The sequence below is a fragment of the Geminicoccus sp. genome (genome assembly GCF_035556675.1).
In the GTDB taxonomy this organism is placed as follows: domain Bacteria; phylum Pseudomonadota; class Alphaproteobacteria; order Geminicoccales; family Geminicoccaceae; genus Geminicoccus.
This window is the reverse complement of sequence record NZ_DATMFZ010000032.1, coordinates 24,192-49,189: the sequence shown is the minus strand read 5'-3', so window position 1 is coordinate 49,189 and position 24,998 is coordinate 24,192. Positions and strand designations below refer to the sequence as shown.

The following is a 24,998-nucleotide window of genomic DNA, read 5'->3' as shown; positions in this document are numbered from 1 at the left end:
CGGCAATGCGCTGGAACAGGCGCTGCCACAGACCATGCCGCGACCATCTGTTGTCTGTTGTTGCAGCGGTTGTAGGCGGCCATGGCCGGCCGCAGGCTGGCGGCACGTTCCGCCATGATCCGCAGCAGGCGGATCATCCATACCCATGAGGACCGAGGTCAGGAGACCTCGGCGGGCAGCAGCCGGTCTTGAGCACATGCAGGATCCCGCGGATCACCCGCCGGTCGCCGACCCGGGGCCGACCCATGGGGCAGATGCGGCTCGATCCGCGCCCAGGTCCCGTCCGACCGCCAGTACAGCTGTGCCATCCGCCATACCCGCCTCAGCCGGCGTCCCTGATCAGGCGATCCAAAGCCATGAAGCCGCGGAAGGTTGGTCGAGTTCCCTGCCGAGCCTTCTGATGGCCGTTCAGCCAGCAAGCTGCTCGGCCCGCCTCCGGTTCATGGCGGAGCAGAGCAGCCAGAGCCGGCAACGGTTGCGCAGGAGGCGGCGGTAGCGGACCCGGCGGTAGAGATCGCGCCGCTTCATCGTGCGAAGGGCTTTTCGATCTGGCCAGGCGAGGTGCCACGGCGATGTTCAGCCACTGGTGCCCGGAGGGCGAGAGCTTGCTCGGGTGCCGCCGGTGCATGATCCGGTCGCTGATGCCGGCCGCCGCCAGGGCATCGCGCCTGCTCGCGGACGCGTAGATCTTTGTCCGCCAGCACCGCCGCCGCGTTGCCACAGATCAGGGCAGCGATGCGCTCCCCGATGCCGGCGCTGGTCAGAAACGGCCCGCCGGATCGGATCCGCGCCCTGAGCGACCGCACGGTGCGCCTTGCAACTGCAGAAGCTGCGTTGTCCGCGACGGGTCAAGCCAGCTGCCGGATCCGTCATGACGGCCTCGCCTTCACGCAGAGGCGGCCGCCTCACGTCGGCCTCGACCAGCGTCGCATCGATCATGGCACCGGTCTTGATGATCCAGCCGCGCTGCCCGAGCCGGGCATTCGGCGCCATGAACACTGCTTCCGCCAGCCTCGCCTCGGCCAGATCGATCCGCAAGCGCGACCAGGTCGTGGCATCCGGCACCGCATCCTCCAGACCCGGCCCGCAGGAACTGCCGCAAGCTCGGCCGATCCGCCAGTGCTTCCTCCAGATCACGATCCGACCGCCGCTACCACTGCGAGAGAAGCAGGGCTATCCGCTGCACCAGCGGCGGGCGGTAGCCAGCCCGCCCGGTCGGCGCGGGGCGCAGTGGCTGCAAGAGGACCTCGACCGGTGCCCAATTACCTGCGCCCCGATCCGCTCCAGCCGCGGGTTGCTGCCCAAGGCTGCCGGCAGCAGAGCTTCAACCAGGCTCGCCTGACCTACCGCCTCGCGCACATCAGGCCGCCTCCCGTCCTCCGACCCCGGCATCGAATCATGAGAAAGGGCCGAATGCCGGGGGTTTGCGGCAGTCTCCCACGGATTGCGCGTGGAGGTGCACCGGTCACCCACCGGAGCGCCGTCCTTGGCTTGGCAACGGCACCAGACTGCGACCCCAGATCAGGACACGCCGCCGCGGCAGCTGGACTTGGCCAAGGATGCGGCGGGCTCCGCCATCGGGGCATCCGGGCCGCAAGCGACGCGACCCGCCGGGCGACGCCGCCGTGGCTGCGGCCGGCGGGGTTGGGCATGGCCGGGGGCGCAGGCGCCGGAGCAGGCGGCCAGCCGGCACTGCCACGCGCTGCCTGTCCGCCAGGCCATCCGTCGACCCGCACCCGGCAGCGATGCCCACCATGAGGAACCGCCGGGGATCTGACGGCAGGATCACCGGAGCCGGGGGAGCGGGCGGGCGGAGCCTGCCAGACGGACCACCGGCCCCGGGCGCGGCAGGGACGGGGCGAAGCTGCCGGCCAGGTAGTCGACGCCGGCCTGTGCGGCCTCGCGGCATTCGGCGGCGGAACGGAGACCGGTCAGGAAGCTGCGCAGGCCGTGGCGGTGGGCAAGGCCGGCCAGCTCGGGCGCCTGGCGCAAATCGTCCATCGCCACGCCGACGATGCCGGCCCCGGTCAGGTGCGCGACCTGCGGCTCGGCCAGATCGGCCAGGATGCCCAGGCAGAACGGCCGCAGATAGGCCATCAGCTCGCGGACGCGCGACTGGACGATGTCGGGCGGCAGGTTCCCGACCTCGAACAGGAGCCGATGGGCGGAGCTGCGCGGCAGGCGCCGGCAGGCCCGGCAGAACGGCTCGCGCAGCCGGATCGAGGCGAGCGTCTCATACCGGATCGGCACGATCAGCAACGCCTTGCGGCCGCGGGCGGCGGTGGCCGGCAGGGCGGCTGCGGCCACCTCGATCGACCAGAGGTCCGGATCGTCGCCCGGCGGGTACGCCCGGGCATCGGGGACGGCCGGGTTCAGGCGGTAGGCGGCCACCAGCCCCCGGGCCGGCGCCAGCACGGGCTGCCAGGCCACGGCCGGCACCAACGCTGCTGGCGGCGGGCGGTCCGGCAGGACCGTCTCGGCCCGCGCCAGGGCTTCTGCCACCCGTCCCTGCAGTTCCTGCGGATCGACGATCCCCTCCAGCAGCCGCCCGAGATCGGCCGGCACCGAGCGGACGCGGACGGCGGCACCGCCGGGATTGGCGCCGCACAGGCGCTCGGTGATGGCACCGGCCAGCAGCTGGGCGCGGCGCTCGGCGTCCTCGTGGGGCAGGCCGCTGCAGAGCAGGTGGATGCGGTCCTCGTCGGCCAGCAGGTACAGGTCGTGGTCGCCCAGCACCCGTTCCAGCGCAGCCGCGACGAACTGCAGCGCCTTGTCGCGCAGGGCCGGCCAGCGCCGGCCGAACCGGAGCCGGACCTGCTGCAGATCCAGCATCTGCACGCAGCCTGCGCAGGGCTGCCCGCCCGGCCGATGCTGGCGGATGCGCAGTTCCTCCAGCCTGCGCCGGAAAAGGTCGGGCGGGTCCGGATCCAGCCAGTGACGGCCACCCGGACGGTGGCGGACAGAATCCGGCGCATCCCCGTCCAGCGCAGGGAACGAGGTGGCGATCGCCGCCGGGCCCGCCGCTGCCGCCACCATTGCCGACCCTTCCTCGGATCGCATCGCGCTACCCTTCTCCCGGCAGGCACCGGGACTGCCGCCATCCGCCAGGCACAAGGGGGGATCGTTCCTCCGCTGGCACCTGCGTCCGGTTCACTCTGGCAGATTCAGGTTGAACAAAGGTAAACGCCATGGCGGCACCGCATGGCCGTCAGGCGCGGAGCCGCATCCAGCTTCCGGAGAGCCGCAGCCTTGTTCCCGCCCATCCTCATCCTGCCCCAGGTGGTGGCGATCGCCGATCGTGCCGGTGCCGCCATCCTGCGCCACTACGAGCAGGGCACGGCCGCCACCGCCAAGGCCGACGGCTCGCCGGTGACCGCGGCCGACCAGGACGCCGAAGCCCTGATCGTCGCGGCACTCCGGGAACTCACTCCCTCGATCCCGGTGGTCGCCGAGGAGGCGGTCGCCGCCGGCGATGTGCCGGAGGTCGGCAATGGCAGCTTCTGGCTGGTCGATCCGCTGGACGGCACCCGCGAGTTCATCGCCCGCAACGGCGAGTTCACCGTCAACATCGCCCTGATCGAGGCGAGGCGGCCGATCCTGGGCGTGGTGCTGGCCCCGGCGATCCGCACCGCTTGGTGGGGTGCCATCGGTCACGGCGCCACGCTGCGTGATCCGGACGGCACGCGGGCGATCCAGGCGCGGCCGGTGCCGGCGGCGCCGGTGGCGGTCGCCAGCCGCTCCCATCGCGACGCCCGCACCGATGCCTGGCTCGCCGAGCAGAACGTCGCGGACATCGTCTCGGCCGGCAGCTCGCTCAAGTTCTGCCGGGTGGCCGAGGCGAAGGCGGACCTCTACCCGCGCTTCGGCCGGACCATGGAATGGGACACCGCGGCCGGCCAGGCGGTGCTGGAGGCGGCCGGCGGCCGGGTGCTGCGCCTGGACGGCAGCCCGCTGGCCTATGCCAAGCCCGGCTTCGAGAACCCCGAGTTCATCGCAAGGGGTGCCTGAGCGGCCGCATGCTGCACCATCTCCTCCATCTGCTGCCGGCTGAGACCGCGCATCGCGTGGCGATCCGGGCCGCGGCCCTGCTGCCTGCCGGGCGGCCGGTGCCGGAGCCGCTCCTGCGCACCCGGCTGGCCGGGCTGGACCTGCCGGTGCCGGTCGGGCTCGCCGCCGGGTTCGACAAGAGTGCCGAGGCGTTCGACTCGTTCGGGCGGATGGGGTTCGGCTTCGTCGAGATCGGCTCGGTGACGCCCAGGCCGCAGGCGGGCAACCCGCGGCCGCGCCTGTTCCGGCTGAGCGAGGACCGGGCGGTGATCAACCGGATGGGCTTCAACAATGACGGGCTGGAGGCCGTGGCGCGGCGGCTGGAGCGGCGTTCGCCCAAGGGGCCGGTGATCGGTGCCAATATCGGCGCCAACAAGGACACGGCCGACCCGGTCGTGGACTACCGGCTGGGCGTGCGCCGGCTGCACGACCTGGTCGACTATCTGGTCCTGAACGTCAGCTCGCCGAACACGCCCGGCCTGCGCCTCCTGCAAAAGCAGGAGGCGCTCACCCGCCTGGTGGCCGAAGTGCGCGCGACGCGCGACCAGGTGGCCTCGGGCGGGCGGGCCCGGCCGTTCTTCGTCAAGGTGGCGCCCGATCTGACCCCGGCCGACGAGGCGGCGATCGCGGACGTGCTGCTGACCGAGGGGGCAGACGGCCTGATCGTGGCCAACACCACGCTGGCGCGGCCGGACAGCCTGCGCTCGGCCAGGCGTGGCGAGGCCGGCGGCCTGTCGGGAGCGCCATTGTTCCAGCCCGCCACTGCACTGCTCCAGCGGTTTCGCGCGCGCCTGCCGGATCTGCCGATCATCGCGGTGGGCGGGATCGATTCGGTGGAGCGCGCCTGGGCGAAGTTCCGGGCCGGCGCCGACGCGATCCAGCTCTACAGCGGCATGGTCTATGAGGGGCCGGCGCTCGCCCGGCGCATCCGCCAGGGCCTGCGCCAGCGGCTGGAGGCGGAGGGCCTGGCCCATCTGAGCGAGCTCCGCGACCGGTCCCGCCAGGCAGGCCCCTCGTCCGACCCATTGACGCGGGGGCCGGCCGAGGCGCATCCAGGCGGGCGCTTGCCTGAACATTTCCCGGAGCCCTGAGCTTGGCCAGTAAGTTGCGCCGCGCCACGGCGATGCTGCACCGTCCACGCCTGCGCAGCGAGTTCGGTGAAACCTCCGACGCGCTGTTCCTCACCGCGAGCTTCTCCTATGCCAGCGGCGAGGAGGCCGAGCCCGAGTTCGGCGAGCCTGCCGGGCGCTACTGCTACACCCGGGTCGGCAACCCGACCGTGCATGCCCTGGAGGAGCGCTGGGCACTGCTCCAGGGCAGCGAGGCCGCGATCGCGACCGCGAGCGGCATGGCGGCGGTGCAGGCGGCCCTGCTCGCCATGCTGAAGGCCGGCGACCGGCTGGTCGCCTCACGGCCGCTGTTCGGCTCCTGCATGTGGCTGTGCACCGACCTCCTGCCCAGGTTCGGGGTCGAGGTGGAGTTCGTCGATGCCGGCGATCTCGCAGGCTTCGAGGCAGCACTCAGCCGGCCGGCCGCCCTGGTCCTGATCGAGACGCCGGCGAACCCGACCCTGGACCTGATCGACATCCAGGCGGTGGCGGCACTCGCCCATGCGGCGGGTGCACGGCTGGTGGTCGACGACGCGCTGGCCTCGCCGATCTGCCAGAATTCCCTGGAGCTCGGCGCCGACCTGGTCGTCACCTCGGCGACCAAGCATGCCGACGGCCAGGGCCGGGTGCTGGGCGGCCTGATCGCCTGCGACCGGCATACCCGGGACGAGATCCTGCACCCGTTCATCAAGCATACCGGGCCGAACCTGTCGCCCTTCAATGCCTGGGTGCTGCTGAAGAGCCTGGAAACGATAGAGCTGCGGGTGCTGCGCATGGCGCAGAGTGCCGGGCGGATCGCCACCTTCCTCCAGGAGCGCGGCAACTGCGCGGTGCGCTATCCGGGCCTGCCGGGCGATCCGTTCCACGCCCTGGCCAGCCGGCAGATGCACCATGGCGGCACCCTGCTCACGCTGCGCACCGGCGGGGGCAAGCAGGGGGCGTTCGACTTCCTGCGCCGGCTGGAGGTGATCGAGATCACCAACAATCTGGGCGACAGCCGGACCATCGCCACCCACCCGGCCACCACCACCCATGGTCGGCTGCCCCAGGCCGAGCGTATCGCGATCGGGATCCACGACGACCTGATCCGGCTCTCGGTCGGGCTGGAGGACCCGGAGGACCTGATCGAGGACCTGGACCGGGCGCTGGGCTGATCCCGGCTGCAGCGCCGTCCCGGCCGGTCGGGGCGCCGCAGCCCCTGTGATCCTGCTTGCATCCTGGCCAGGGTGGGGCTTCACCCGCAGGAGCACGATCAGGGCCAGGGGGAACCGATGTCCAAGCTGTTCGATCTCAGTGGAAGGGTGGCGCTGGTGACCGGCGCCTCGCGCGGCCTGGGCTTCGCCATGGCCGAGGGGCTGGCCGAGCACGGCGCCACCGTGGTCCTGAACGGGCGGGACGCCGCCAGCCTGGAGGAGCGCGCGGCGGCCCTGCGGGCGCAGGGCCTCTCGGCCGAGGCGGCGGCGTTCGACGTCTCGGACGGAGCGGCCGCGGCCGCCGAGGTGGCACGCCTGGCCGACCGGCACGGGCGGCTCGACATCCTGGTCAACAATGCCGGGATCCAGCATCGCCGGCCGCTGGTGGAATGGGCCGACGAGGATTTCGAGCGGGTGCTGGCGGTCAACCTGACCGCCTGCTTCCGGATGGCGCGCGAGGCTGCCCGGGTGATGCTCCGCCAGGGCAGCGGCAGCATCGTCAATACCGGCTCGGTCGTCCCGGTCCTGGCGCGCCCGACCATCCATGGCTATGTCGCCGCCAAGGCCGGCCTGCACGGGCTGACCCGCTCGCTCGCGGCGGAGCTCGCGGGCAAGGGGGTGCGGGTCAACGCGATCGGCCCCGGCTACTTCGCCACCGAGATGAACCGGGCGCTGCTCGACGACGAAGCCTTCACTGGCTGGGTCAAGAGCCGCACCCCGGCCGGCCGCTGGGCGGATCCGGCCGAGCTGAAGGGTGCGGTCGTGTTCCTCGCCTCCGATGCGGCCAGCTACGTGCACGGCCATCTGCTGATGGTGGACGGCGGGATCTCGACCAGCCTCTAGCGCAGCCGGACCGGCCGGGCCCGGTGCTGCATCGGGGCCCGGCCGGACGCACATGATCCGATCCGGGTTCCGTCGTCATCCGGACGATGCCGGTCTTGACCAAGGTCGGCATGCGGGCCTGGGGCGCTACCGGAGCAGGTTGGTGGAGCGTCTCGAGTGCCGTCCGGGTCTCTTGGCTGCATCCGCCGTGCATCTGCGCTGACGCCGCCGGACGACAGGCTCGGCGGCGTCAGCCCATGGCGGATCGTGCTGGCAGCACCGTGACCTACAGGCGGGCGGACCAGGGCATCGCGCGCTGCGGCCTACGGGCTTGGTGAACCTGCCCGGTGCGCTGCTACGGCACCCATGCACCGGCGGCGATTCGCCCGGGTCCCGCCCGGGCGGGCAGGCCGCACCAGGGCAGGCTGCCGGAACCGGCAAAGGGCTCGCCGGCCAGCAGGCGGATCAGAGGGACTGCAGCAGCCGGTCGGCGCCGGTGACCTCCATGACGCCGGGGCTCTCCTCGACATTCAGGACCTTCACCACGCCGTCCTCCAGCAGCATGGAGTAGCGCAGCGAGCGGATGCCCAGGCCGGCCCCCGACGCATCCAGCTCCATGCCGATCGCCTTGGTGAACGCCCCGTTGCCGTCCGCCAGCATCAGCACCCGGCCCTGCACGTCATTGACCCTGGCCCACTCGTCCAGGACGAAGGCGTCGTTCACCGCCACGCAGGCGATGACTTCCACACCCTTCGCCTTCAGCTCCTCGCCATGCTCGAGAAAGCTCGGCAGATGCCGGTTGTGGCAGGTCGGGGTGAACGCGCCCGGCACGGCAAACAGCACCGCCTTCTTGCCGCCGAACACCTGGCTCGTCGACACGTCCTCCAGGCCCTCGGCCGTGCGGATCTTGAACTTGGCCTCGGGCAGCCGATCGCCCACACGGATCGCCATGTCTCGTTCATCCTGTCGCCACGCCCCGGCGCGGCGCCGGGCGGATTGCTCATGTTCGAATCGGGCCGCTTTGGCCCGTGGACGAGAAATGGAGTACCGGGCCCGACCACGCAACTGCCCGCACGCCCCCCCGGACGGCCTGCGCCATCCAGGGTACAGGCTATGCGGATGAACGAACGGTCACGGGACCATCTTGGCGCGCCGGGGCCGCGCGCCTATGTGCATGCCATGGCTGCCCCTGATCATACCCATCCGCATTTCACCGGCATGATGCTGATCGCCATGCCGGGCATGGCCGACACGCGCTTCGCGAAGTCGGTGGTCTATGTCTGCTCGCACTCGCCCGAGGGTGCCATGGGCATCGTGGTCAACCAGGCGATCGACCAGCTCCGCCTGCCGGCCGTGCTCCAGCAGCTCGGCATCGACGGAAACGGGCAGCCGGACGATCAGCCGGTCCATGTCGGCGGGCCGGTCGAGACCAATCGCGGCTTCGTGCTCCACTCGGCCGAGTACCGGCTGGATTCGACACTGGTGATCGACGAGTCGTTCGCGCTGACCGCGACCGTCGAGATCCTGCGGGCGATCGCCGAGGGCAAGGGTCCCAGGCGCCTGGTGCTGGCGCTGGGCTATGCCGGCTGGGCGCCGGGCCAGCTCGATGCCGAGATCATGGACAATGGCTGGCTGCTGGTGCCGGGGGACGCGGACATCGTGTTCGACCGCAACGACGAGAGCAAATGGGACCGGGCGATGGCCAAGCTGAAGGTCGACCCGCTGCTCCTGTCCGGTGCCGCAGGGCACGCCTGACGTTCGAGGCCGGGGCAGGAGCAGGGGGCGACGCCGCAGCGTGCCCCCAAATCTCCGTCAGCGCTCGCGCAGGGCTTCGGACCGGGCGCGCAGGATGGGCTTGAGCAGATAGTCCATCACCGTCTTCTTGCCGGTCAGGATGTCGACCTGGGCGGTCATGCCAGGGATGATCTCGAGCGGGCGCTCGTCCGTGCCGAGATGGGCCTTGTCGGTCCGCACCCGCACCCGGAAGAAGGTCTCGCCACGCTGGTTGGCCAGGGCATCCGCGCTGATGTCCTCGACCCGCCCGTGCATCCCGCCATAGATCGAGTAGTCGTAGGCGGTGATCTTCACCGTGGCGGGCAGGCCCGGCCGCAGGAAGGCGATGTCGGACGGGCGGACCATCGCCTCGACCAGCAGCGTGTCCTCGATCGGCACGATCTCCATGATCTCGCCGCCGGGCGGCAGGACGCCGCCCACCGTGTTGATCTTGATCTGCTTGACCACGCCGCGCACCGGTGAGCGCACCTCGGTGCGCCGCACCTGGTCGGCCCCGGCCGAGACCACCTCCTGGATGCTCTGCAGCTCGGTGCGCTTGAGGGTCAGCTCACGCAGGGATTCGGAGCGGTATTCGCTGCGCACCGCCTCGATCCGGTGGTACGCCTCCTTCAGGGCACTCTCCGCCCGGGGCTTCTGCAGCCGGGCCTGCTCCAGCGACGCCTCCAGCTCGACCACCTGCCGCTGCAGCCGCAGCGCGTCCATCTTGGAGAAGATGCCGCGCGCCGCGAGCGGGGCGGCCATCTCCTGCTCCTGCCGGGCGAGATCCAGGGAGTCCGACAGGCTCGCCTCCTTGTTGGCCAGTTCGCGCAGCTCGTTCTGCCGCTGCTCGACCTGCTGGTTCAGGACCGAGATCTGGTCGTCGAGCTGCTGCCGGCGCGCCTGGAACAGGCTCAGCTCGTTCTTGGCGATCATGGGTGCCTGGTCCAGCACCTCCTGGGGGAACTGGATCTCGCGGTCGTCGATCTGGGCCTGCAGCCGCTCCACCGAGGCGAGCAGGCCGTAATAGCGGATCACGTTCTCGCGATAGTCGCTGGCGGCGCGGACATTGTCGATCCTTGCGACCACCTGGTCCTTTTCGACCATGTCGCCCTCGCGCACCAGGGTCGCGGCCAGGATGCCGCCCTCCAGGTTCTGGATGATCTGGACCTGGCGGGACGGGATGACCCGGCCTTCGCCGCGGGTGACCTCGTCCAGCGTCGCCCATTGGGCCCACCAGATGAACACGGCCACGAAGGCCACCACGCACCACAGGATCAGGTGGCTGAACAGCCGGGGCTTCCAGCGCGAGGCGCCATGGGCGCCCGGGATGAAGGCCTGCTCGGGCGCACCCCCCAGCACCCAGTCGCCAACGCTGGCCGGAGCACCCTGAGTGGCCGGACGGTTCGCCATCACCGCTCTCCCCGGATCTGGCCGGATGCCAGCGCCTTCAACACCTTCTCCTTCGGCCCGTCCGCCGCGACCCGGCCGTTGTCGATCACCAGGATCCGGTCGGCCAGGGTCAGCATCGACTGGCGGTGGGTGACCAGCAGCACGGTCCGACCCGCCACCTCGCGGGCCAGGCGCGCCTTGAGCCGGTTCTCGGCACCGGTGTCCATGGCGCTGGTCGGCTCGTCCAGGATCAGGATCGGCGGGTCCAGCAGCATGGCCCGCGCCACCGCCACCGCCTGGCGCTGGCCGCCGGACAGCGCCTCGCCGCGCTCGCCGACATGGAGGTCGTAGCCCATCGGATGGCGGGTGGCGAACTCCTCCACGCCCGAGATCCGCGCGGCGCGCAGCACCGCCTGGTCGTCGACGAAGGCCGCCCCCAGGGTGATGTTGTCGCGCAGCGAGCCCTGGAACAGGTAGACGTCCTGCGGCACGCAGCCGATCGAGCGGCGCAGGTCGGCCGGGTCGAGCTGGCGGACGTCGGTGCCATCCACCAGCACGGCACCCTCCTGCGGCTCGTAGAGGCCCAGCACCAGCTTCTCGATCGTGGTCTTGCCCGAGCCGATCCGGCCGATCAGCGCCACCCGCTCGCCCGCGGTGATCTTGAACGAGACGTTGCGCAGCGCCGGCAGCTTCTGGTTCGGGTAGGTGAAGGTGACGTTCTTGAACTCGATGTCGCCGCGCAGGTGCGGGCGGTGGACGAAGCGGGCCCCGTCCGGCCGCTCGGTGGGCAGCGCCATGATGTTGTTGAGCGTTTCCAGCGAGGTCTTGGACTGGTGGAACCGGGTGAGCAGGGCCGCCACCTGGCCCAGCGGCGCCATCGCCCGGCTGCCGATGATCGTGCAGGCGATCAGCGCACCCACGGTGAGCTCGCCCTCGGCGATCTTGTAGACCCCCATCACCACCATGCCGACATAGACCAGGTTGGCCGAGGTCGAGGCGAAGTTCACGGTGAGCGACGACAGGAAGCGCGCCTTGTTGGCGGTCTTGGCGGTGGCCGCGACCAGCCGCTCCCAGGAGCGCTGCATCCGGCCCTCGGCCGCCACGCTCTTGATGGTTTCCAGCCCGTTGATCGCCTCGACCAGCAGGCCGTGCTTCATCGCGGTCTCGCGGAAGGTCTCCTTCACGATCCGGTCGAGCGGCAGCTGGATCAGCAGGCCCACACCCAGCACGATCGGCACGGCCAGGCCCGGAACGATCACCAGGTTGCCGCCGATCAGGAACACGATCGCCAGGAACAGGACGATGAAGGGCAGGTCGACCAGCGCCGTCACGGTGGCCGAGGTGAAGAAGTCGCGCAGCGTCTCGAACTCGCGCAGGTTGCTGGCGAACGCACCCGCCGATGCCGGGCGGCCGGCCAGGCGGATGCCCAGCACCTGCTCGAAGATCCGGCTGGCCATGATCACGTCCGAGGCTCGCCCAGCCGTGTCCACGAAGTAGCCACGGGCAGTCTTCAGGACGAAGTCGAACACGAAGATGATCAAGGCACCCGCGGCCAGCACCCAGAGGGTTTCCAGCGCGTTGTTCGGGACGACCCGATCATACACGTTCATCACGAATAGCGGCGACACGAGCGAGAAGACGTTGATCAGCAGAGCTGCGATCACGACCTCGATATAGACCGGCCACTGCTTGAACAGGGTCGACCAGAACCAGTGATTGCCGAATCGGGGCGCTGACTGGCGCTTGTCGCGCTCGTTCAGCTCGAGCTCGGGCCGGGCGAAGAAGGCGTGGCCGGTATAGATGCGCTCCAGCTCGGCCAGCTCGACCTCGCGCACGCCCAGGCCGGTCTCGGGCACGATCACCCGCGCCTTGTCGTCATCGCGCGAGATCAGGACGCAGCTGCGCCGGTCGCGCAGCAGCAGGACGCAGGGCAGGGCCAGCTCGTCGATGTCGCGCAGGCCGCGGCGCACCAGCCGCGCGTCCAGCCCGGCGCGTTCCGCCGCACGCGGGAACAGGGCAGGGGTCAGCCGCTCGTCCTCGAGCGGCAGGCCGGCCCGCAGGGAGTCGGCCGAGGACGGTCGGTCCAGGAGGTGGGTGAGCGCCACCAGGCTCGCCAGGAGCGGATCGTCGATCTGCGAGGTAGCGGCACGGATCCGCCACTGCGGCGCCTGCTGCCGCTTGGCACCGGCCTCCGCCTGCGGCGGGACCGGATCGGCCACCGCACTCGGATCGGCGGTCGGGTCGCCCACCGCGCGTCCGGGATCATCGTCCGGCCGGACTTCCGTCATCGTATTTCCTTAGGCCTCGAAGCAATGAAGCGGCTGCCGCCATGCAGCACGCCTTTCGGCTGTGATCGAATGAGCACAAGCTCATGCGGCGGCGTTCTAGCACCAACAGGTCGGCTTTCCCTTCCCATTCTCGCTTCCTAAACACAACTCGGCCCGGCGTTGCTGACATGCACCATCTGCGGCCGATTGGGGAAATGCGTGTTCCGGGTCCGAGGCCGGCCCGCGGTTCCTACACGTCGACGTTGACGCGTGTTTGGAGTGACGTCTATCGACAGTTGAAAGTAGCTGTCCGTTTTTCTCGGGTAGCCAGAGACAGCGCGGAAGGATCGGATGCCAGGATATGGTGGACACCACCCGATGCGAGTGTTGGCCGGTCTGCTGACCACCAGCGCGCTCGTGCTGGGAGCGAGCTCGGTCGAGGCGACCACGATCGCCGACACGGTCCGGGCCACCGTGGCCACCAACCCCGAGATCGGCGTGGTCCGCAACGATCGACTGGCGGTTGACCAGGAACTCCAGCAGGCGCGGGCACTCGTTCTGCCGACGATCGACCTCCGGATCGCCGGCGGTCCGGAATACACCAACTCGATCGGCACCCGGGCGCGCAACGACAGCAACGGGCGCTTCCGCACCGACACCTCGCTGACCCTCACCCAGCGGGTCTTCGACGGCGGCGCCACCCGCAGCGAGATCGACCGGCAGCTGGCCAGGGTGGACAGTGCGTCCAACCGGGTGCGCGAGGCGGCCGAGTTCATCGCGCTGGACGGCATCCAGGCCCATCTGGACTATCTGCGCAATCTGGACCTGATCGCACTGGCCGAGGCGAACGTCGCCGCGCACCGGCGGATCCTGGGCGAGGTCCGGGACCTGGAGGCCGGCGGCACCACCGGCATCGCCGACGTTCGGCAGGCCGAAGCCCGCGTCGCGGCGGCCGTCGACAGCCTGGAGCAGATCCGGGGCGACTTCGCCAGGGCCGGCTCGACCTACCTGCAGGTGGTGGGCATGGCGCCCATGGACCTGGAACTGGAGGAGCCGCCGACCGCGGCCCTGCCCGCCGGAATCGAGGCGGCGGCGCTGCGGGCGTCCTCGTCCAGCCCCACCGTGCAGATCGCGGCCTCGGATGTCGACGTCGCCGCGGCCGAGGTGCGTGGAGCGCGGGCGGGCTATTACCCGAGATTGAATGTGGAGGCTGGCGCTACTACCGCCAATGACGTGAACGGCGTGGACGGCAGCGATGTCGGCGCCGAGGTCCTCCTGGTGATGCGCTACAACCTGTTCCGCGGCGGCGCCGACGTCGCGCAGGAGCGCGAGGCCTTCCACCGCCTGAACGAGGCGCGCTCCTCGCTCGCCCGGGTCCGGCGCCAGGCGGAGGAAGATGCACGCGCCGCCTTCATCGCGCTGGACACCGCCACGGCCCGGATCGAGACCCTGCGCCTGCAGGTCGAGGCGAACCGTCGCACCCGCGACGCCTATGCCGACCAGTTCATCGTCGGCCAGCGCACCCTGCTCGACCTGCTGGACGCGGAGAACGAGCTGTTCGTGTCGCGCGTCAACCTCACCACCGCCGAGTACCAGCAGCGCTTCGCCGTGTACCGGACGATCACGATCACCGGCGCGCTCCTGGACACGCTGGGCGTCGAGCGGCCGCGCGAGGAGATCAACATCGAGCGGACGCCGGAGCGGCTGAACACGCCCGAGCGGATCGAGCGGAAATCCGAGCAGCTCGAGAGCGCGAACGCGGAAGCCCGCCCGCTGCGTGGACGGTCGGCCGGCGAGCCGGCGGCCCTGCCGGGCAATCCGGGGCTCTCCGATCCGCCCGGGGCCGAGCCGGTCGAGACCACTGGTGACCTTAGCCAGGCCGGGCCCATCGACGTGGCGCCGGCGGCCGGGCCGGACGGCGCTGTCCCGGAGGACATGGCGGGGCTGGCCAGGGTCGAGCCCACGGCCGGTCCGGATCCGGCTCCGGCGCCGTCCCAGGGCGGGGCATCCTACGAATCGTTCGGCAGCTTCTGGAACGCGATCACCGGCGACTGAAGGGCCGTGCCGGCTGCGTCCACAGGCGCGTCCGGCGGCCCCTCGACGGGTGGGCGGCCGGGTTCACTGGACCGCCATGGTGATCAGCGATAAGCCCGGGGGACCCTGTCCGGCCTGGTCAGCACCTGCCCAAGGCGTGCGGCTGGCCATCTGGATCGGCAGGACTGCAGCTAGGGGTTTCCCATGAAGATCAGGCCGGTGGCGGTGGTGGTGCTGGACGGGTTCGGCCAGCGCGCCGATCCGAGCGACAACGCCGCTGCGCTGGCGGCGACCCCGGTGATCGATCGGATCCGGGCGCAGTGGCCCGTGACCACGCTGCGCGCCGACGGCGCGGCCGTGGGCCTGCCGGACGGTCAGTTCGGCAATTCGGAGGTGGGGCATACCAATCTCGGCGCCGGCCGGATCGTGATGCAGGACCTGCCCAGGATCAGCCAGGCCGCGCGGGACGGCAGCCTCGCCCAGAACGAGCGGCTGCTCGCTGCGGCACGGGCGGTCAGGGCGAAGGGCGGCCGGTTCCATCTGCTGGGCCTGGTGTCGCCGGGCGGCGTCCATTCCCACCAGGACCATGCGGTGGCGCTGGCCAGGGCGCTGGCAGGGCAGGGTCTGGAAGTGCTGGTCCATGTCCTGACCGACGGCCGGGACACGCCGCCGCGCTCGGCCGGCGAGTTCGTCGCGACGTTCGAGCAGGACCTGGGCGACGCAGCGAGGCTCGCCACGCTCGGCGGGCGCTATTTCGTGATGGACCGCGACCATCGCTGGGAGCGGGTCGAGAAGGGCTGGCAGGCGATCGTGGCCGGCCAGGGGCCGCGGGCAGCCTCGGCCGACCGGGCAATCGCCGAGGCCTATGCCACCGGCAAGACCGACGAGTTCATCGAGCCCGTGGTGCTGGGCGACTACCGGGGCATGCGGGACGGCGACGGGCTGCTCTGCTTCAACTTCCGCTCCGACCGGGTGCGCCAGATCATGGACGCCTTCGTGGACCCGGGCTTCGAGGGCTTTGCGCGCGGGCGGGTCCCCGAGCTGGCGGCAGCGGTCGGCATGACCAGCTACTCCGCCACGCTGGACGAGCGGCTCACCACCCTGTTCCCGCCGGAGCCGCTCACCGAGCTGATGGGCGAGGTCGTGGCGGGAGCGGGGCTCACCCAGCTGCGCGCCGCCGAGACCGAGAAGTACCCGCACGTGACCTTCTTCTTCGACGGCGGCGAGGAGAAGGACCTGCCGGGCTGCCAGAAGATCCTGGAGCCGTCGCCCAAGGTCGCGACCTACGACCTCCAGCCGGAGATGTCCGCACCGGGCCTGACCGACCGGGTCGTCCAGGCGATCGCCGACACCAGGCCCGACTTCATCCTGCTGAACTTCGCCAATCCCGACATGGTCGGACATAGCGGCGTACTGCCGGCCGCAATCCGCGCGGTGGAGACGGTCGATGCCTGCCTCGGCCGGGTGATCGCGGCGGTCGAACGCCTGGGCGGTGCGCTGCTGGTAACGGCCGATCATGGCAATTGCGAGGTGATGCGGGATCCGAAGACCGGCAACCCGCACACCGCCCATACCACCAACCCGGTACCGCTGGTGCTGGTGGGAGCACCGCCCGGGGTCGGGCTCGGCGCAGGCGGCGTGCTGGCCGACGTGGCGCCGACCGCGCTGGCCCTGCTGGGGGTCGAGCAGCCCGGCACCATGACCGGCCGCTCACTCCTCACGTCAGCGCCGGCGGATCGCTGAGCAGATGCGCCGCCCAGGTGCCCTGGCCCTGCTGGCGACGCTCACGATCCTGGCGGCGCCGGCCGCTGCCACCAGCCCGGGACCCTGGCCGGACCGGAGCGCAGCCGGAGTGGTGGCGGAGCTGGCCGAGCGCGCCCAGCGGATCCGCCGCCTCCATCTGGCGACGCTGGGGCTGGAGGCCGCGCTGAGCGGCGCGCAGAACCGGATCGACCAGGTCGCGGCGGACCGGGTGCAGGCCGAGATCCGGCTGGAAGAGGCGGCCGGCAGGGCGCGCTCGCTGCGTCGTGCGTTCAGCGGTGCCGCCGCTCGGGCGGTTGCGGCACGGCGGCTGGCGGGCGAGGGCGGGGCCACCCAGGATCTGTCCTACCGCCGGGCGGCACTGCGGGCCGGCAGCATCGGCTGGGGACGCTCGGAACAGACCCTGCGGGAAGCCGACCGGGCCCTGGCACGGCTGAGGCAGGCCCAGGCCCAGGGCGAGGCGGCCATGGCTGCGGTGGACGGGCTCATGGCAGGGCTGGGCCAGGAACGGGCCCGGATCGAGGACGTGCCGCTGGCCGTGCTGGCCATGGAGCTGCGCCAGCCTGAGCCGCTCTCCTCCCTGCCAGCCGTTTCCCTGCCGGAAGGGGCAGTGCCCCTGCCGGCACCCGCCCGCGCGACGCCGGAAGACGGCGCAGCGGCGCTGGCGCTGGCCGACCTGCCGCCCGGCGGCACCGTCGGGGACCTGCCCTGGCCCCTGGCCAGGGGGAACGAGTCTGCTTGGGACGGCGTGCCGGCCGGCCTGTCGGTGCTGCCGCCGACCGTGGGTAGTGCTGCCCGGCGCGGCATCCTGCTCGACCCGCCGGCTTCCGGCATCATCCTGGCACCGAAAGCCGGCAAGGTCGTGTTCGCCGGACTATTTCGGTCCTACGGGCAAATCTTGATCATCGACCACGGCAATGGCTACCATACGTTGATGGCTGGATTCGCACATCTCGGCGTGGCGGCCGGAGCGGAGGTCCTGGCCGGTGAACGGATCGGCACGGTGGACGCTGGGTCCGGCGTGCCGGGACGCCTATATGTCGAAGTGCGGCGCAAGGGTGTGCCGGTGGATCCGATGCCGTGGCTTGCGGCTCGCGAAGACAAGGTCCGGGGTTGATGACGGCGAGAATTCTACGCTCTGGGCTACTGATCGGCGGTTCCGTCGCCTTAGGCGTGCTGGTCGGTCAAGTGGCACCGCTGTCCGCGCAGTCCGGCGGCGAGGTCTATCGGCAGCTCAAGCTGTTCGCCGACGTCTTTGAACGGGTCCGTGCGGACTATGTCGAGGACGTGCCGGACCAGAAGCTGATCGAGAACGCCATCAACGGCATGCTCACCAGCCTCGACCCGCACTCGGGCTACCTGGACACCGACCGCTACCGGGACATGCAGGTGCAGACCCGCGGCGAGTTCGGCGGGCTCGGCATCGAGGTCACCATGGAGAACGGCCTGATCAAGGTCGTCTCGCCGATCGACGACACCCCGGCCGCCAAGGCCGGCGTGCGCTCGGGCGACTTCATCACCCATATCGACGACGAGGCGGTCACCGGACTCGCCTTGTCCGAGGCGGTCGACAAGATGCGCGGGCCGGTCGATACCCCGATCCGCCTGCGCCTGATGCGCGAGGGCTCGGAGGAGCCGCTCGACCTGACCCTCAATCGCGCGATCATCAAGATCTCGCCGGTGCGCGCCCATGCCGAGGGCAATGTCGGCTATGTCCGGCTGACCACGTTCAGCGAGCAGACCGCGTCCGGCATGCGCGACGCGATCGACAAGATGCGCGCCGAGATGGGCGGCAGGATGCAGGGCCTGGTGCTCGACCTGCGCAACAACCCGGGCGGGCTGCTCGACCAGGCCGTGGCGGTATCCGACGCCTTCCTCGACCAGGGCGAGATCGTCTCGACCCGCGGACGGGAGAACGAGAACATCCAGCGCTTCAACGCGCGCAAGGGCGACGTCCTGGAAGGCGTGCCGATGGTGGTGCTGGTGAACGGCGGCTCGGCCTCGGCCTCCGAGATCGTCGCCGGTGCCTTGCAGGACCATCGCCGCGCGATCGTCATGGGCACCCAGACCTTCGGCAAGGGCTCGGTGCAGACGATCATGCCGATCCCGGGCCATGGCGCCATCCGGCTCACCACCGCGCGCTACTACACGCCGGCCGGCACCTCGATCCAGGCCAAGGGCATCACGCCCGACATCGAGGTGCATGCCGCGAACATCGAGGAAACCGACGACTCGTTCGGGCGGCGCGAGGCGGACCTGCGCGGCCGGCTGCGCAACGACCAGGGCGAGGAGGTGCCCGGCGTGGCGCCGCCGCTGCCTCCGGAAGCCTCGGCGATCCCGGAGGACGGCGCCGAGGACTACCAGCTCTCGCGTGCTTTGGACCTGCTGCGCGGCATCGCCCTCTACAGTGCCCGCGACCCGGCCGACTGAACCGGGCCGCACTTGAAATAGTCGATAGAATTAGTTGATTTTGCCGCCGCGGATGGTCAGCTATCTGGCTGATCGTCCCTGGCCGCCGTTTCGGCCCGGGCATGACATCGAACGGGCTGAAGAACATGCAGGAAGCGAACGTCATGGCCGGCCGCCGGTCGTCCTGGACGCGACGCGGTGGCTTGGCAGCGTGCCTGGCCGTGGTCGGGTTGATGCTGGCCGGCGTGCCGGCACTGGCGCAGGATCGGACGATCAAGGTCGGCATCATGTCCGGCGAGGACGAGGAGGTCTGGCAGGCCGTGGTCGCCGAGGCGGCCAAGACGGGCCTGACGGTCGAGCCCGTGGTGTTCTCCGACTACACCCAGCCGAACGAGGCACTGGCACGCGGCGACATCGACGCCAATGCCTTCCAGCACCAGCCCTATCTCGATGCCCAGATCCAGTCCCAGGGCTACGAGATCACCGCGGTCGGCTACACGGCCGTCTGGCCGATCGGCCTCTATTCCCGCAAGTACAAGAGCGTCGCGGAACTGCCCGAGGGTGCTACGATCGGCGTGCCGAACGACCCGTCCAACGAGGGCAGGGCGCTGCTCGTCCTGCAGAACGAGGGGCTGATCCGGCTCGACCCCGAGGCCGGCATCCTCGCGACGGTGACCGACATCGTCGAGAACCCTAAGGACCTCCGGATCAACGAGCTGGATGCCGGCGTGGTCGGCCGGGCGATCGACGACCTGGACGCCGCGGTGGTCAACACCGACTGGGCGCTCAAGGCCGGCCTCGATCCCGACCAGGAGCGGATCGCCCAGGAGCCGATCGAGAACAACCCGTACCGCAACTTCATCGCGGTGCGCACCGAGGACAAGGACGCTCCCTGGGTGGCGCCGCTGGTGGCCGCCTACCAGAACGAGGCGGTCCGCGCGGTGTTCGACCGCGTCTATCGCGGCACGGGTGTCGCGGCCTACTGACCGGCCGAGCCGGCCCTATCTCCTGAACTGGTTGGCCTGGGCCGTTGGCCCGGGCCGTCCTGCCATCGACCCGCACCGTGCTGGCGGTGCCACTGCCTCAGAGGATGCCCCGTGGCCGCCATGGTCCTGGAACGCGCACCGCAGGTCCGTCCCGCCGCACCGTCATCGCCACCGATGCCGGAGCCGATCGTGCGGGTGGTCGAAGCAGAGCGCCGTTTCGGCGCCACCGCCGCGCTGAACGGGGTGTCGCTCAAGGTCGACCGAGGCGAGGTGCTGGGCATCATCGGCCGCAGCGGTGCCGGCAAGTCCACCCTGATCCGCTGCCTGAACGGGCTGGAACGGCTGGATTCCGGCCGGGTCCAGATCGAGGGCCGGGACATCACCGGGCTCGACGAGCGCCAGCTCCAGCCGGTGCGCCGCCGCATCGGCATGATCTTCCAGCACTTCAACCTGCTCGCGGCCAAGACCGTCGCGGCCAACGTCGCCCTGCCGCTCAAGATCGCGGGCGTCCCGGCGGCACGGCGCCAGGCGCGGGTGCGAGAGCTCCTGGAACTGGTGGGCCTGGCCAACCGGGCCGATGCCTACCCGGCGCAGCTCTCGGGCGGGCAGAAGCAGCGGGTCGGGATCGCCCGGGCGCTGGCGGCCGAGCCGGTCCTGCTCCTGTGCGACGAGGCGACCTCGGCGCTGGACCCCGAGACCACCGGCTCGATCCTGGCCCTGCTCAAGGACATCAACCGCAAGCTCGGGCTCACCATCGTGCTGATCACCCACGAGATGGAGGTGATCCGCAAGGTGGCCGACCGGGTCGTGGTGCTGGACCAGGGCCGGATCGTCGAGGAGGGGCCGGTCTGGCAGGTGTTCGCCACCCCGAACTCGCCCACCACGCGGAGCCTGCTCCAGTCCCTGCGCCCGAAGCTGCCGGCCGGGATCGCCGTCAGGCTCGACCCGGTGCAGGGTGCGAGTGCCATCCTGCAGGTCGATCTGGCCGGCGAGGCCGCGCGCAGCCCGCTGATCGGCCGGCTCGCCGCCTTGCTCCAGACCCCGGTCCGGCTGGTCCATGGCGGCATCGACCACGTCCAGGGCGAACCGGTCGGCACGCTGTTCCTGGGCGTGCCGAACCGGGGCGATGCGCCGGCACGGGCGGTCCGCTTTCTCGAGGAACAGGGTGCCCGGGTCGAGAGGCTGGGATATGTCGACGATGATGCTTGATCTTCTGCTGCGCTCGACCTGGGAAACGGTCCTGATGACCGGCCTGTCCGGCCTGATCTCCCTGGTCCTGGGCCTGCCGCTCGGCCTGCTCCTGGTGGTGACCGAACGCGGCGGCATCGCCCAGAACCTCTGGGTCAACCGGCTGCTGGCCGCGGTGGTCAACGGCTTCCGCTCCGTGCCGTTCATCATCCTGCTGGTGGCGCTGATCCCGGTCACCCGCTTCATCGTCGGCACCTCGATCGGCACCTGGGCCGCGATCGTGCCGCTCTCGATCGCGGCCATCCCCTACTATGCCCGGATCGCCGAGGTGTCGCTGCGCGAGGTCGATCGCGGCCTGGTCGAGGCGGTGCGCGCCATGGGCGGCAACCGCTGGACGATCGTGCGCGAGGTGCTGGTGCCCGAGGCCCTGCCGGGCCTGGCGGCCGGCTTCACCGTCACCCTCATCACCCTGGTCGGCGCCTCCGCCATGGCCGGTGCCATCGGTGCTGGCGGCCTGGGCGACCTCGCGATCCGCTACGGCTACCAGCGCTTCGAGACCGGGATCATGGTGGCGGTGGTGGCCGTCCTGATCGTGCTGGTCTGCGGCCTGCAATGGCTGGGCGACCGGCTGGTGGCGCGGCTCGACCACCGCTGACCTGTCTGCGCCGTCCCAGGCTCGCTATGCTGCCGGCAGGCAAGCTCGACGGGGGCATTTTCACGATGGCGGGACGTCCGCAACCGCGCCGGCTGGTGACCCAGCGGCTGATCCTTCGCCCATGGCAGGAGGCGGACCGGGCGCCGTTCCGGGCGCTGAACGGCGATCCGGAAGTGATGGAGCATTTCCCGCAGCCGCTCAGCGCCGAGCGCAGCGACGCGATCATGGACGCTTGGCAGGCGCATGTCGCCGAGCATGGCTGGGGCTTCTGGGCGGTCGAGCGGACCCTGGACGGTGCCTTCATCGGGGCGGTCGGCATCGCGACCGCCACCTTCCCGGCCCATTTCACGCCGGCGGTCGAGATCGGCTGGCGCCTGCTCAAGCCCTACTGGCGCAAGGGCTACACGCTGGAGGCGGCCAGGGAGTCCCTGCGCTTCGGCTTCGAGGAACTCCGGCTGCCGGAAATCGTCGCCTTCACCCTGCCGGCCAACCTGCCCTCGCGCGGGGTGATGGAGCGCCTGGGCATGAGCCGTGATCCGGCCGATGATTTCGAGCACCCCTCGGTCGAGGCCGGCCACCCGATGCGCCACCACGTGCTCTACCGGCTGCGCGCGGCCGCCTGGCGCCGGCAGGCCGCGGCGGCCGGCTGAATCCGGCCCTGGGCCGGCCTGGGACTGTGGAAATCGCCGCCGCTCGGCGCCATCTGCTCATCCTGGCCGACCGGCACGGGTGCCGGGCGCGCCTTTCCGGCCTAGGGAGAAGCGTCGATGCAGGAGCTGAGCGCGCAGGGCCGCCGGCTGGCCGAGGAGGTCGCGGCACGGCATGGGCTGTCCGTCGAGGCCGTGGCCGTCCTGCTCCGCACGCTCGCCGCCGGTTCCGGCACCATGGCGCAGTTCAGCCATCCCGACCTGGGCGGCATGGGCCAGTGGTCGCAGGGCGGCATGGTCATGATCGGCGACATGTTCAACCACGGCCTGAAGCAGCGGGTGGACGCGGCCTGCACCGAGCTGGCTGGCCAGCTGCGCAGCCGCCATGACCTGTTCGCGGCACCGCCGGCACCCGCCGGCCAGTCCCAGCAGCAGGGCGGCGGCTCCGGCGCCAGCTTCACCCTGGGCGGCAGCGGCGCCGGCAGCTGGTGGCCGGCCGAGCTGGGCAGCCCGTCCGCCACCGGCGCCCAGAATCATGTCCGCTATGCCTGCTTCCCGCAGACGCGCCGCCTAGCTCTGGAGATCAACGGCCGGGTCACCGTCTACGACACGGGCGACCACCGGATCACCGGCTTCGGCCAGCAGCAGGGCGGCGACGCCTCCCTGACCTTCACCAGCCAGCACGGCCTGGTCCGGATCGCCGACCTGCCGATCGTGGCGCCGGTCCAGGTCGCGACCAGGGCCGCATCGGCACCGGCATCGGCATCCCCGGCCGCCGCTGCGCCCCCCGCCCGGGTCGAGCCCCCGGCACAGCCCGGTCCCGGCGCCGCCGACCAGGACCAGATCCTCGCCACGATCGAGCGCCTGGCCGGGCTGAAGGAGAAGGGCATCCTCAGCGAGGCGGAGTTCGCCGCCAAGAAGGCCGAGCTCCTTTCGCGGCTCTAGCGCCCGTCCGGTGTTGGATGCCCCGCCGTCGTGTATGGCTCAGCCCATGGTGACCAACCTCCTCCCGATACGCGCCTGACGTCAGCGGCCCCCGCGGCCGCTTCCGCAACGCGTGTCCCAGGAAGGTCTCCATGAACCCCATCCGGTCCTCCATGTGCCGATCCGCGCGGCCAGGACTTCCGGGCTTTGACCTCAGGGGTGCTTCGGCTGGTCCAGCACGCCCGTCCAGCCGCGATATGCGGGCTACTGGCAGGGCACCGTCCTCTCGGCGTCATGGGATGGCGCCTCCAACTAGGCTGGCGATCGCTGCCCGACCTGTCCTCCGCTGGCTCGTAACCGCTCAGACCTGCCGCATCCCGCCATCGACACAGAGTTCAGCGCCCGCGATGTAGCTCGCCTCGTCGCTGAGGAGAAACAGCGTTGCCGCCGCAACTTCCTCCGGGCGCGCCATGCGGCCGAGCGGGATCTGCCCAACCAGCGCCGCGCGCATCTCATCCGGCGTGGCCGCTATCATCGCCGTGTCGGTAGGGCCTGGGCTGACGACGTTCACGCGGATGCCGCGCGGCGCCAGTTCCGCGGTCCAGGTGCGCGCGTAGGAACGCAAGGCCGCCTTGGTGGCGGCATAGGTGCCGTAGTGGGGAATGCCCGCCATGTCCGCGATCGACCCGATGAGCACGACCGAGCCGCCCTTGTCCATGGCGCCGACCGCAGCATGGAAAGCGAGAACGGGGCCTCGCACATTGACCAGGAAGTGGCGATCAACGTGCTCCGTCGTCTCCTCGACCAGCAGTGCCGGTTCGGAGATCCCGGCATTGAGCACCAGCGCGTCGATCCGGCCATGCGTGTCCCGCACCGCGGCGACGGCCGCCGCCACGTCCTGCGCCACGCTGGCGTCCGCGACGAGGCCGCGTGCTCCCCGACCGATCGTGGCGGCGGCCATCTCCACCGTTTCGGCGCGGCGCCCGGTGAGAAAGACCGTCGCACCCTCGGCTGCCAGCCGCTGGGCGGTGGCAAGGCCGATGCCGCTCGCGCCACCCACCACCAGGGCAACCTTGTTCAACATCCGCGCCATCGTCGTCTCCTGTTCTGCAACGATGGCGGTCTAGATATACAGAGTGTATCTGGTAGCAAGAACGCACTTTGGATAGCTTAGATATGGCCGATGATACCGACCTGGAAACCCTCTCTTCCCGCGCGCAGTCCGACATGGCGCGCGTGCGCCCGGTGCTCGACAGGATCGCGGACAAGTGGACCATCCTGATCCTCACGGTGCTCTGCCCGAAGCCTGCACGCTTCAACGAAATCAAGCGGCGCCTCGATGGCATCACCCACAAAGCCCTCGCGGACGCGCTGAAGCGCCTGGAGCGGAACGGGCTGGTGACGCGGACCGTGCTGCCGACGGCGCCGATCGGCGTGGAATACGCCATCACGCCGCTGGGACACTCGCTGCGTCAGCCCTTCGAGGCGCTCTGCGGTTGGGCACTTGCGCATGGCGACGCGATCCATGACGCCAGCACTGCATATGACCGTGCCAGAGAGGCCGAGTAGGCTCCGAGGGACATATCGCGGGTACAGACTGATGCGGACGCCAGCCACTCAAGCTGCTGAGCTTGTCCCGCCGCATAGTGGCTGCCTGCTTGGACACTGCACCTGGAAGCAGACGTTCCGCTATCGGCCAGACATGCTACGCAAACCCGCTGTCGGAAGAGTCCGGTTTGGGTCGGAGGCGGTCCCCTGTTAGCCGCCTGAACTCCTTGGTTGCGCGTCTGGCGC

21 protein-coding genes and 1 pseudogene are annotated in these 24,998 nt (G+C 70.6%); 15 read left to right on the top strand and 7 right to left on the bottom strand.

What is annotated here, in order from left to right:
- The 3 genes and pseudogenes from VNS22_RS28200 to VNS22_RS02440 all read right to left on the bottom strand — a co-directional run.
- Nucleotides 1–308: pseudogene (locus VNS22_RS28200) on the bottom strand (transposase); the annotation flags it as partial.
- Nucleotides 309–576: 268 nt separating this feature from the next.
- Nucleotides 577–1,065, bottom strand: coding sequence for a hypothetical protein (locus tag VNS22_RS02445; RefSeq protein WP_325729248.1), 489 nt, complete (start codon nucleotides 1,063–1,065; stop codon nucleotides 577–579).
- A gap of 720 nt (nucleotides 1,066–1,785) precedes the next feature.
- Entirely contained in the window at nucleotides 1,786–3,060 is a 1,275-nt protein-coding gene (locus tag VNS22_RS02440) for a hypothetical protein (RefSeq protein WP_325729245.1), read from the bottom strand.
- A gap of 189 nt (nucleotides 3,061–3,249) precedes the next feature.
- On the opposite strand from VNS22_RS02440, the gene cysQ reads away from it, so the two are divergent.
- The 4 genes from cysQ (at nucleotide 3,250) to VNS22_RS02420 (ending at nucleotide 7,192) form a co-directional block, all read left to right on the top strand.
- Nucleotides 3,250–4,008 (top strand): 3'(2'),5'-bisphosphate nucleotidase CysQ, encoded by a 759-nt coding sequence (gene cysQ, locus VNS22_RS02435; protein ID WP_325729243.1) that lies wholly within the window; start codon nucleotides 3,250–3,252, stop codon nucleotides 4,006–4,008.
- Between the two features lie 8 nt (nucleotides 4,009–4,016).
- Nucleotides 4,017–5,138, top strand: coding sequence for a quinone-dependent dihydroorotate dehydrogenase (locus VNS22_RS02430; RefSeq protein WP_325729241.1), 1,122 nt, complete (start codon nucleotides 4,017–4,019; stop codon nucleotides 5,136–5,138).
- A 2-nt stretch (nucleotides 5,139–5,140) separates the two neighbouring features.
- Nucleotides 5,141–6,310: a trans-sulfuration enzyme family protein gene (locus tag VNS22_RS02425; protein ID WP_325729239.1), complete on the top strand. Its 1,170-nt coding sequence runs from the start codon at nucleotides 5,141–5,143 to the stop codon at nucleotides 6,308–6,310.
- A 117-nt stretch (nucleotides 6,311–6,427) separates the two neighbouring features.
- A complete protein-coding gene (locus VNS22_RS02420) occupies nucleotides 6,428–7,192 on the top strand; it encodes a glucose 1-dehydrogenase (protein ID WP_325729237.1) in 765 nt (254 codons plus the stop codon).
- A gap of 444 nt (nucleotides 7,193–7,636) precedes the next feature.
- On the opposite strand, the gene VNS22_RS02415 is transcribed toward VNS22_RS02420, so the two are convergent.
- Nucleotides 7,637–8,122 (bottom strand): peroxiredoxin, encoded by a 486-nt coding sequence (locus VNS22_RS02415; RefSeq protein WP_325729236.1) that lies wholly within the window; start codon nucleotides 8,120–8,122, stop codon nucleotides 7,637–7,639.
- Nucleotides 8,123–8,350: 228 nt separating this feature from the next.
- On the opposite strand from VNS22_RS02415, the gene VNS22_RS02410 reads away from it, so the two are divergent.
- On the top strand, nucleotides 8,351–8,926 hold the full coding sequence (locus VNS22_RS02410) for a YqgE/AlgH family protein (protein WP_414653301.1): 576 nt from the start codon (nucleotides 8,351–8,353) through the stop codon (nucleotides 8,924–8,926).
- Nucleotides 8,927–8,983: 57 nt separating this feature from the next.
- Here the strand turns inward: VNS22_RS02410 and VNS22_RS02405 are convergent, their stop codons facing one another.
- Both VNS22_RS02405 and VNS22_RS02400 read right to left on the bottom strand, forming a co-directional pair.
- The gene (locus VNS22_RS02405; protein ID WP_325729231.1) at nucleotides 8,984–10,354 is read right to left on the bottom strand and encodes an HlyD family type I secretion periplasmic adaptor subunit; all 1,371 of its coding nucleotides are present in this window, start codon (nucleotides 10,352–10,354) and stop codon (nucleotides 8,984–8,986) included.
- Nucleotides 10,354–12,621, bottom strand: a complete 2,268-nt coding sequence (locus VNS22_RS02400; RefSeq protein ID WP_325729229.1) for a type I secretion system permease/ATPase — start codon at nucleotides 12,619–12,621, stop codon at nucleotides 10,354–10,356. The genes VNS22_RS02405 and VNS22_RS02400 overlap by 1 nt, the downstream gene beginning before the upstream one ends.
- A 357-nt stretch (nucleotides 12,622–12,978) precedes the next feature.
- Between VNS22_RS02400 and VNS22_RS02395 the strand changes: the two genes are divergently transcribed.
- From VNS22_RS02395 to VNS22_RS02355, 9 genes are all read left to right on the top strand, one after another.
- The gene (locus VNS22_RS02395; RefSeq protein WP_325729227.1) at nucleotides 12,979–14,655 is read left to right on the top strand and encodes a TolC family outer membrane protein; all 1,677 of its coding nucleotides are present in this window, start codon (nucleotides 12,979–12,981) and stop codon (nucleotides 14,653–14,655) included.
- 183 nt (nucleotides 14,656–14,838) lie between these two features.
- The gene (gene gpmI / locus VNS22_RS02390) at nucleotides 14,839–16,377 is read left to right on the top strand and encodes a 2,3-bisphosphoglycerate-independent phosphoglycerate mutase (RefSeq protein WP_325729225.1); all 1,539 of its coding nucleotides are present in this window, start codon (nucleotides 14,839–14,841) and stop codon (nucleotides 16,375–16,377) included.
- Between the two features lie 4 nt (nucleotides 16,378–16,381).
- Complete coding sequence (locus VNS22_RS02385; protein WP_325729223.1) at nucleotides 16,382–17,512, top strand: murein hydrolase activator EnvC family protein; 1,131 nt, start codon at nucleotides 16,382–16,384, stop codon at nucleotides 17,510–17,512.
- Nucleotides 17,512–18,825 carry a S41 family peptidase gene (locus tag VNS22_RS02380; protein ID WP_414653298.1) on the top strand — a complete coding sequence of 438 codons (1,314 nt, stop codon included), beginning with the start codon at nucleotides 17,512–17,514 and terminating at the stop codon, nucleotides 18,823–18,825. Before VNS22_RS02385 ends, VNS22_RS02380 begins: the two co-directional genes overlap by 1 nt.
- A gap of 143 nt (nucleotides 18,826–18,968) precedes the next feature.
- Nucleotides 18,969–19,790 (top strand): MetQ/NlpA family ABC transporter substrate-binding protein, encoded by an 822-nt coding sequence (locus tag VNS22_RS02375; RefSeq protein WP_325729219.1) that lies wholly within the window; start codon nucleotides 18,969–18,971, stop codon nucleotides 19,788–19,790.
- Nucleotides 19,791–19,901: 111 nt separating this feature from the next.
- Nucleotides 19,902–20,999 carry a methionine ABC transporter ATP-binding protein gene (locus VNS22_RS02370; protein WP_414653296.1) on the top strand — a complete coding sequence of 366 codons (1,098 nt, stop codon included), beginning with the start codon at nucleotides 19,902–19,904 and terminating at the stop codon, nucleotides 20,997–20,999.
- Nucleotides 20,980–21,633, top strand: a complete 654-nt coding sequence (locus VNS22_RS02365; protein ID WP_349261686.1) for a methionine ABC transporter permease — start codon at nucleotides 20,980–20,982, stop codon at nucleotides 21,631–21,633. The genes VNS22_RS02370 and VNS22_RS02365 overlap by 20 nt, the downstream gene beginning before the upstream one ends.
- Before the next feature lie 65 nt (nucleotides 21,634–21,698).
- Nucleotides 21,699–22,283 carry a GNAT family N-acetyltransferase gene (locus VNS22_RS02360; RefSeq protein ID WP_325729214.1) on the top strand — a complete coding sequence of 195 codons (585 nt, stop codon included), beginning with the start codon at nucleotides 21,699–21,701 and terminating at the stop codon, nucleotides 22,281–22,283.
- A 117-nt stretch (nucleotides 22,284–22,400) separates the two neighbouring features.
- Nucleotides 22,401–23,225 carry an SHOCT domain-containing protein gene (locus VNS22_RS02355; RefSeq protein WP_325729212.1) on the top strand — a complete coding sequence of 275 codons (825 nt, stop codon included), beginning with the start codon at nucleotides 22,401–22,403 and terminating at the stop codon, nucleotides 23,223–23,225.
- A 340-nt stretch (nucleotides 23,226–23,565) separates the two neighbouring features.
- On the opposite strand, the gene VNS22_RS02350 is transcribed toward VNS22_RS02355, so the two are convergent.
- Nucleotides 23,566–24,297: an SDR family NAD(P)-dependent oxidoreductase gene (locus VNS22_RS02350; protein WP_325729210.1), complete on the bottom strand. Its 732-nt coding sequence runs from the start codon at nucleotides 24,295–24,297 to the stop codon at nucleotides 23,566–23,568.
- A gap of 83 nt (nucleotides 24,298–24,380) precedes the next feature.
- Here VNS22_RS02350 and VNS22_RS02345 point away from each other — a divergent pair, with 83 nt between their 5' ends.
- A complete protein-coding gene (locus tag VNS22_RS02345; protein WP_325729208.1) occupies nucleotides 24,381–24,773 on the top strand; it encodes a helix-turn-helix domain-containing protein in 393 nt (130 codons plus the stop codon).
- Nucleotides 24,774–24,998 lie beyond the last annotated feature (225 nt).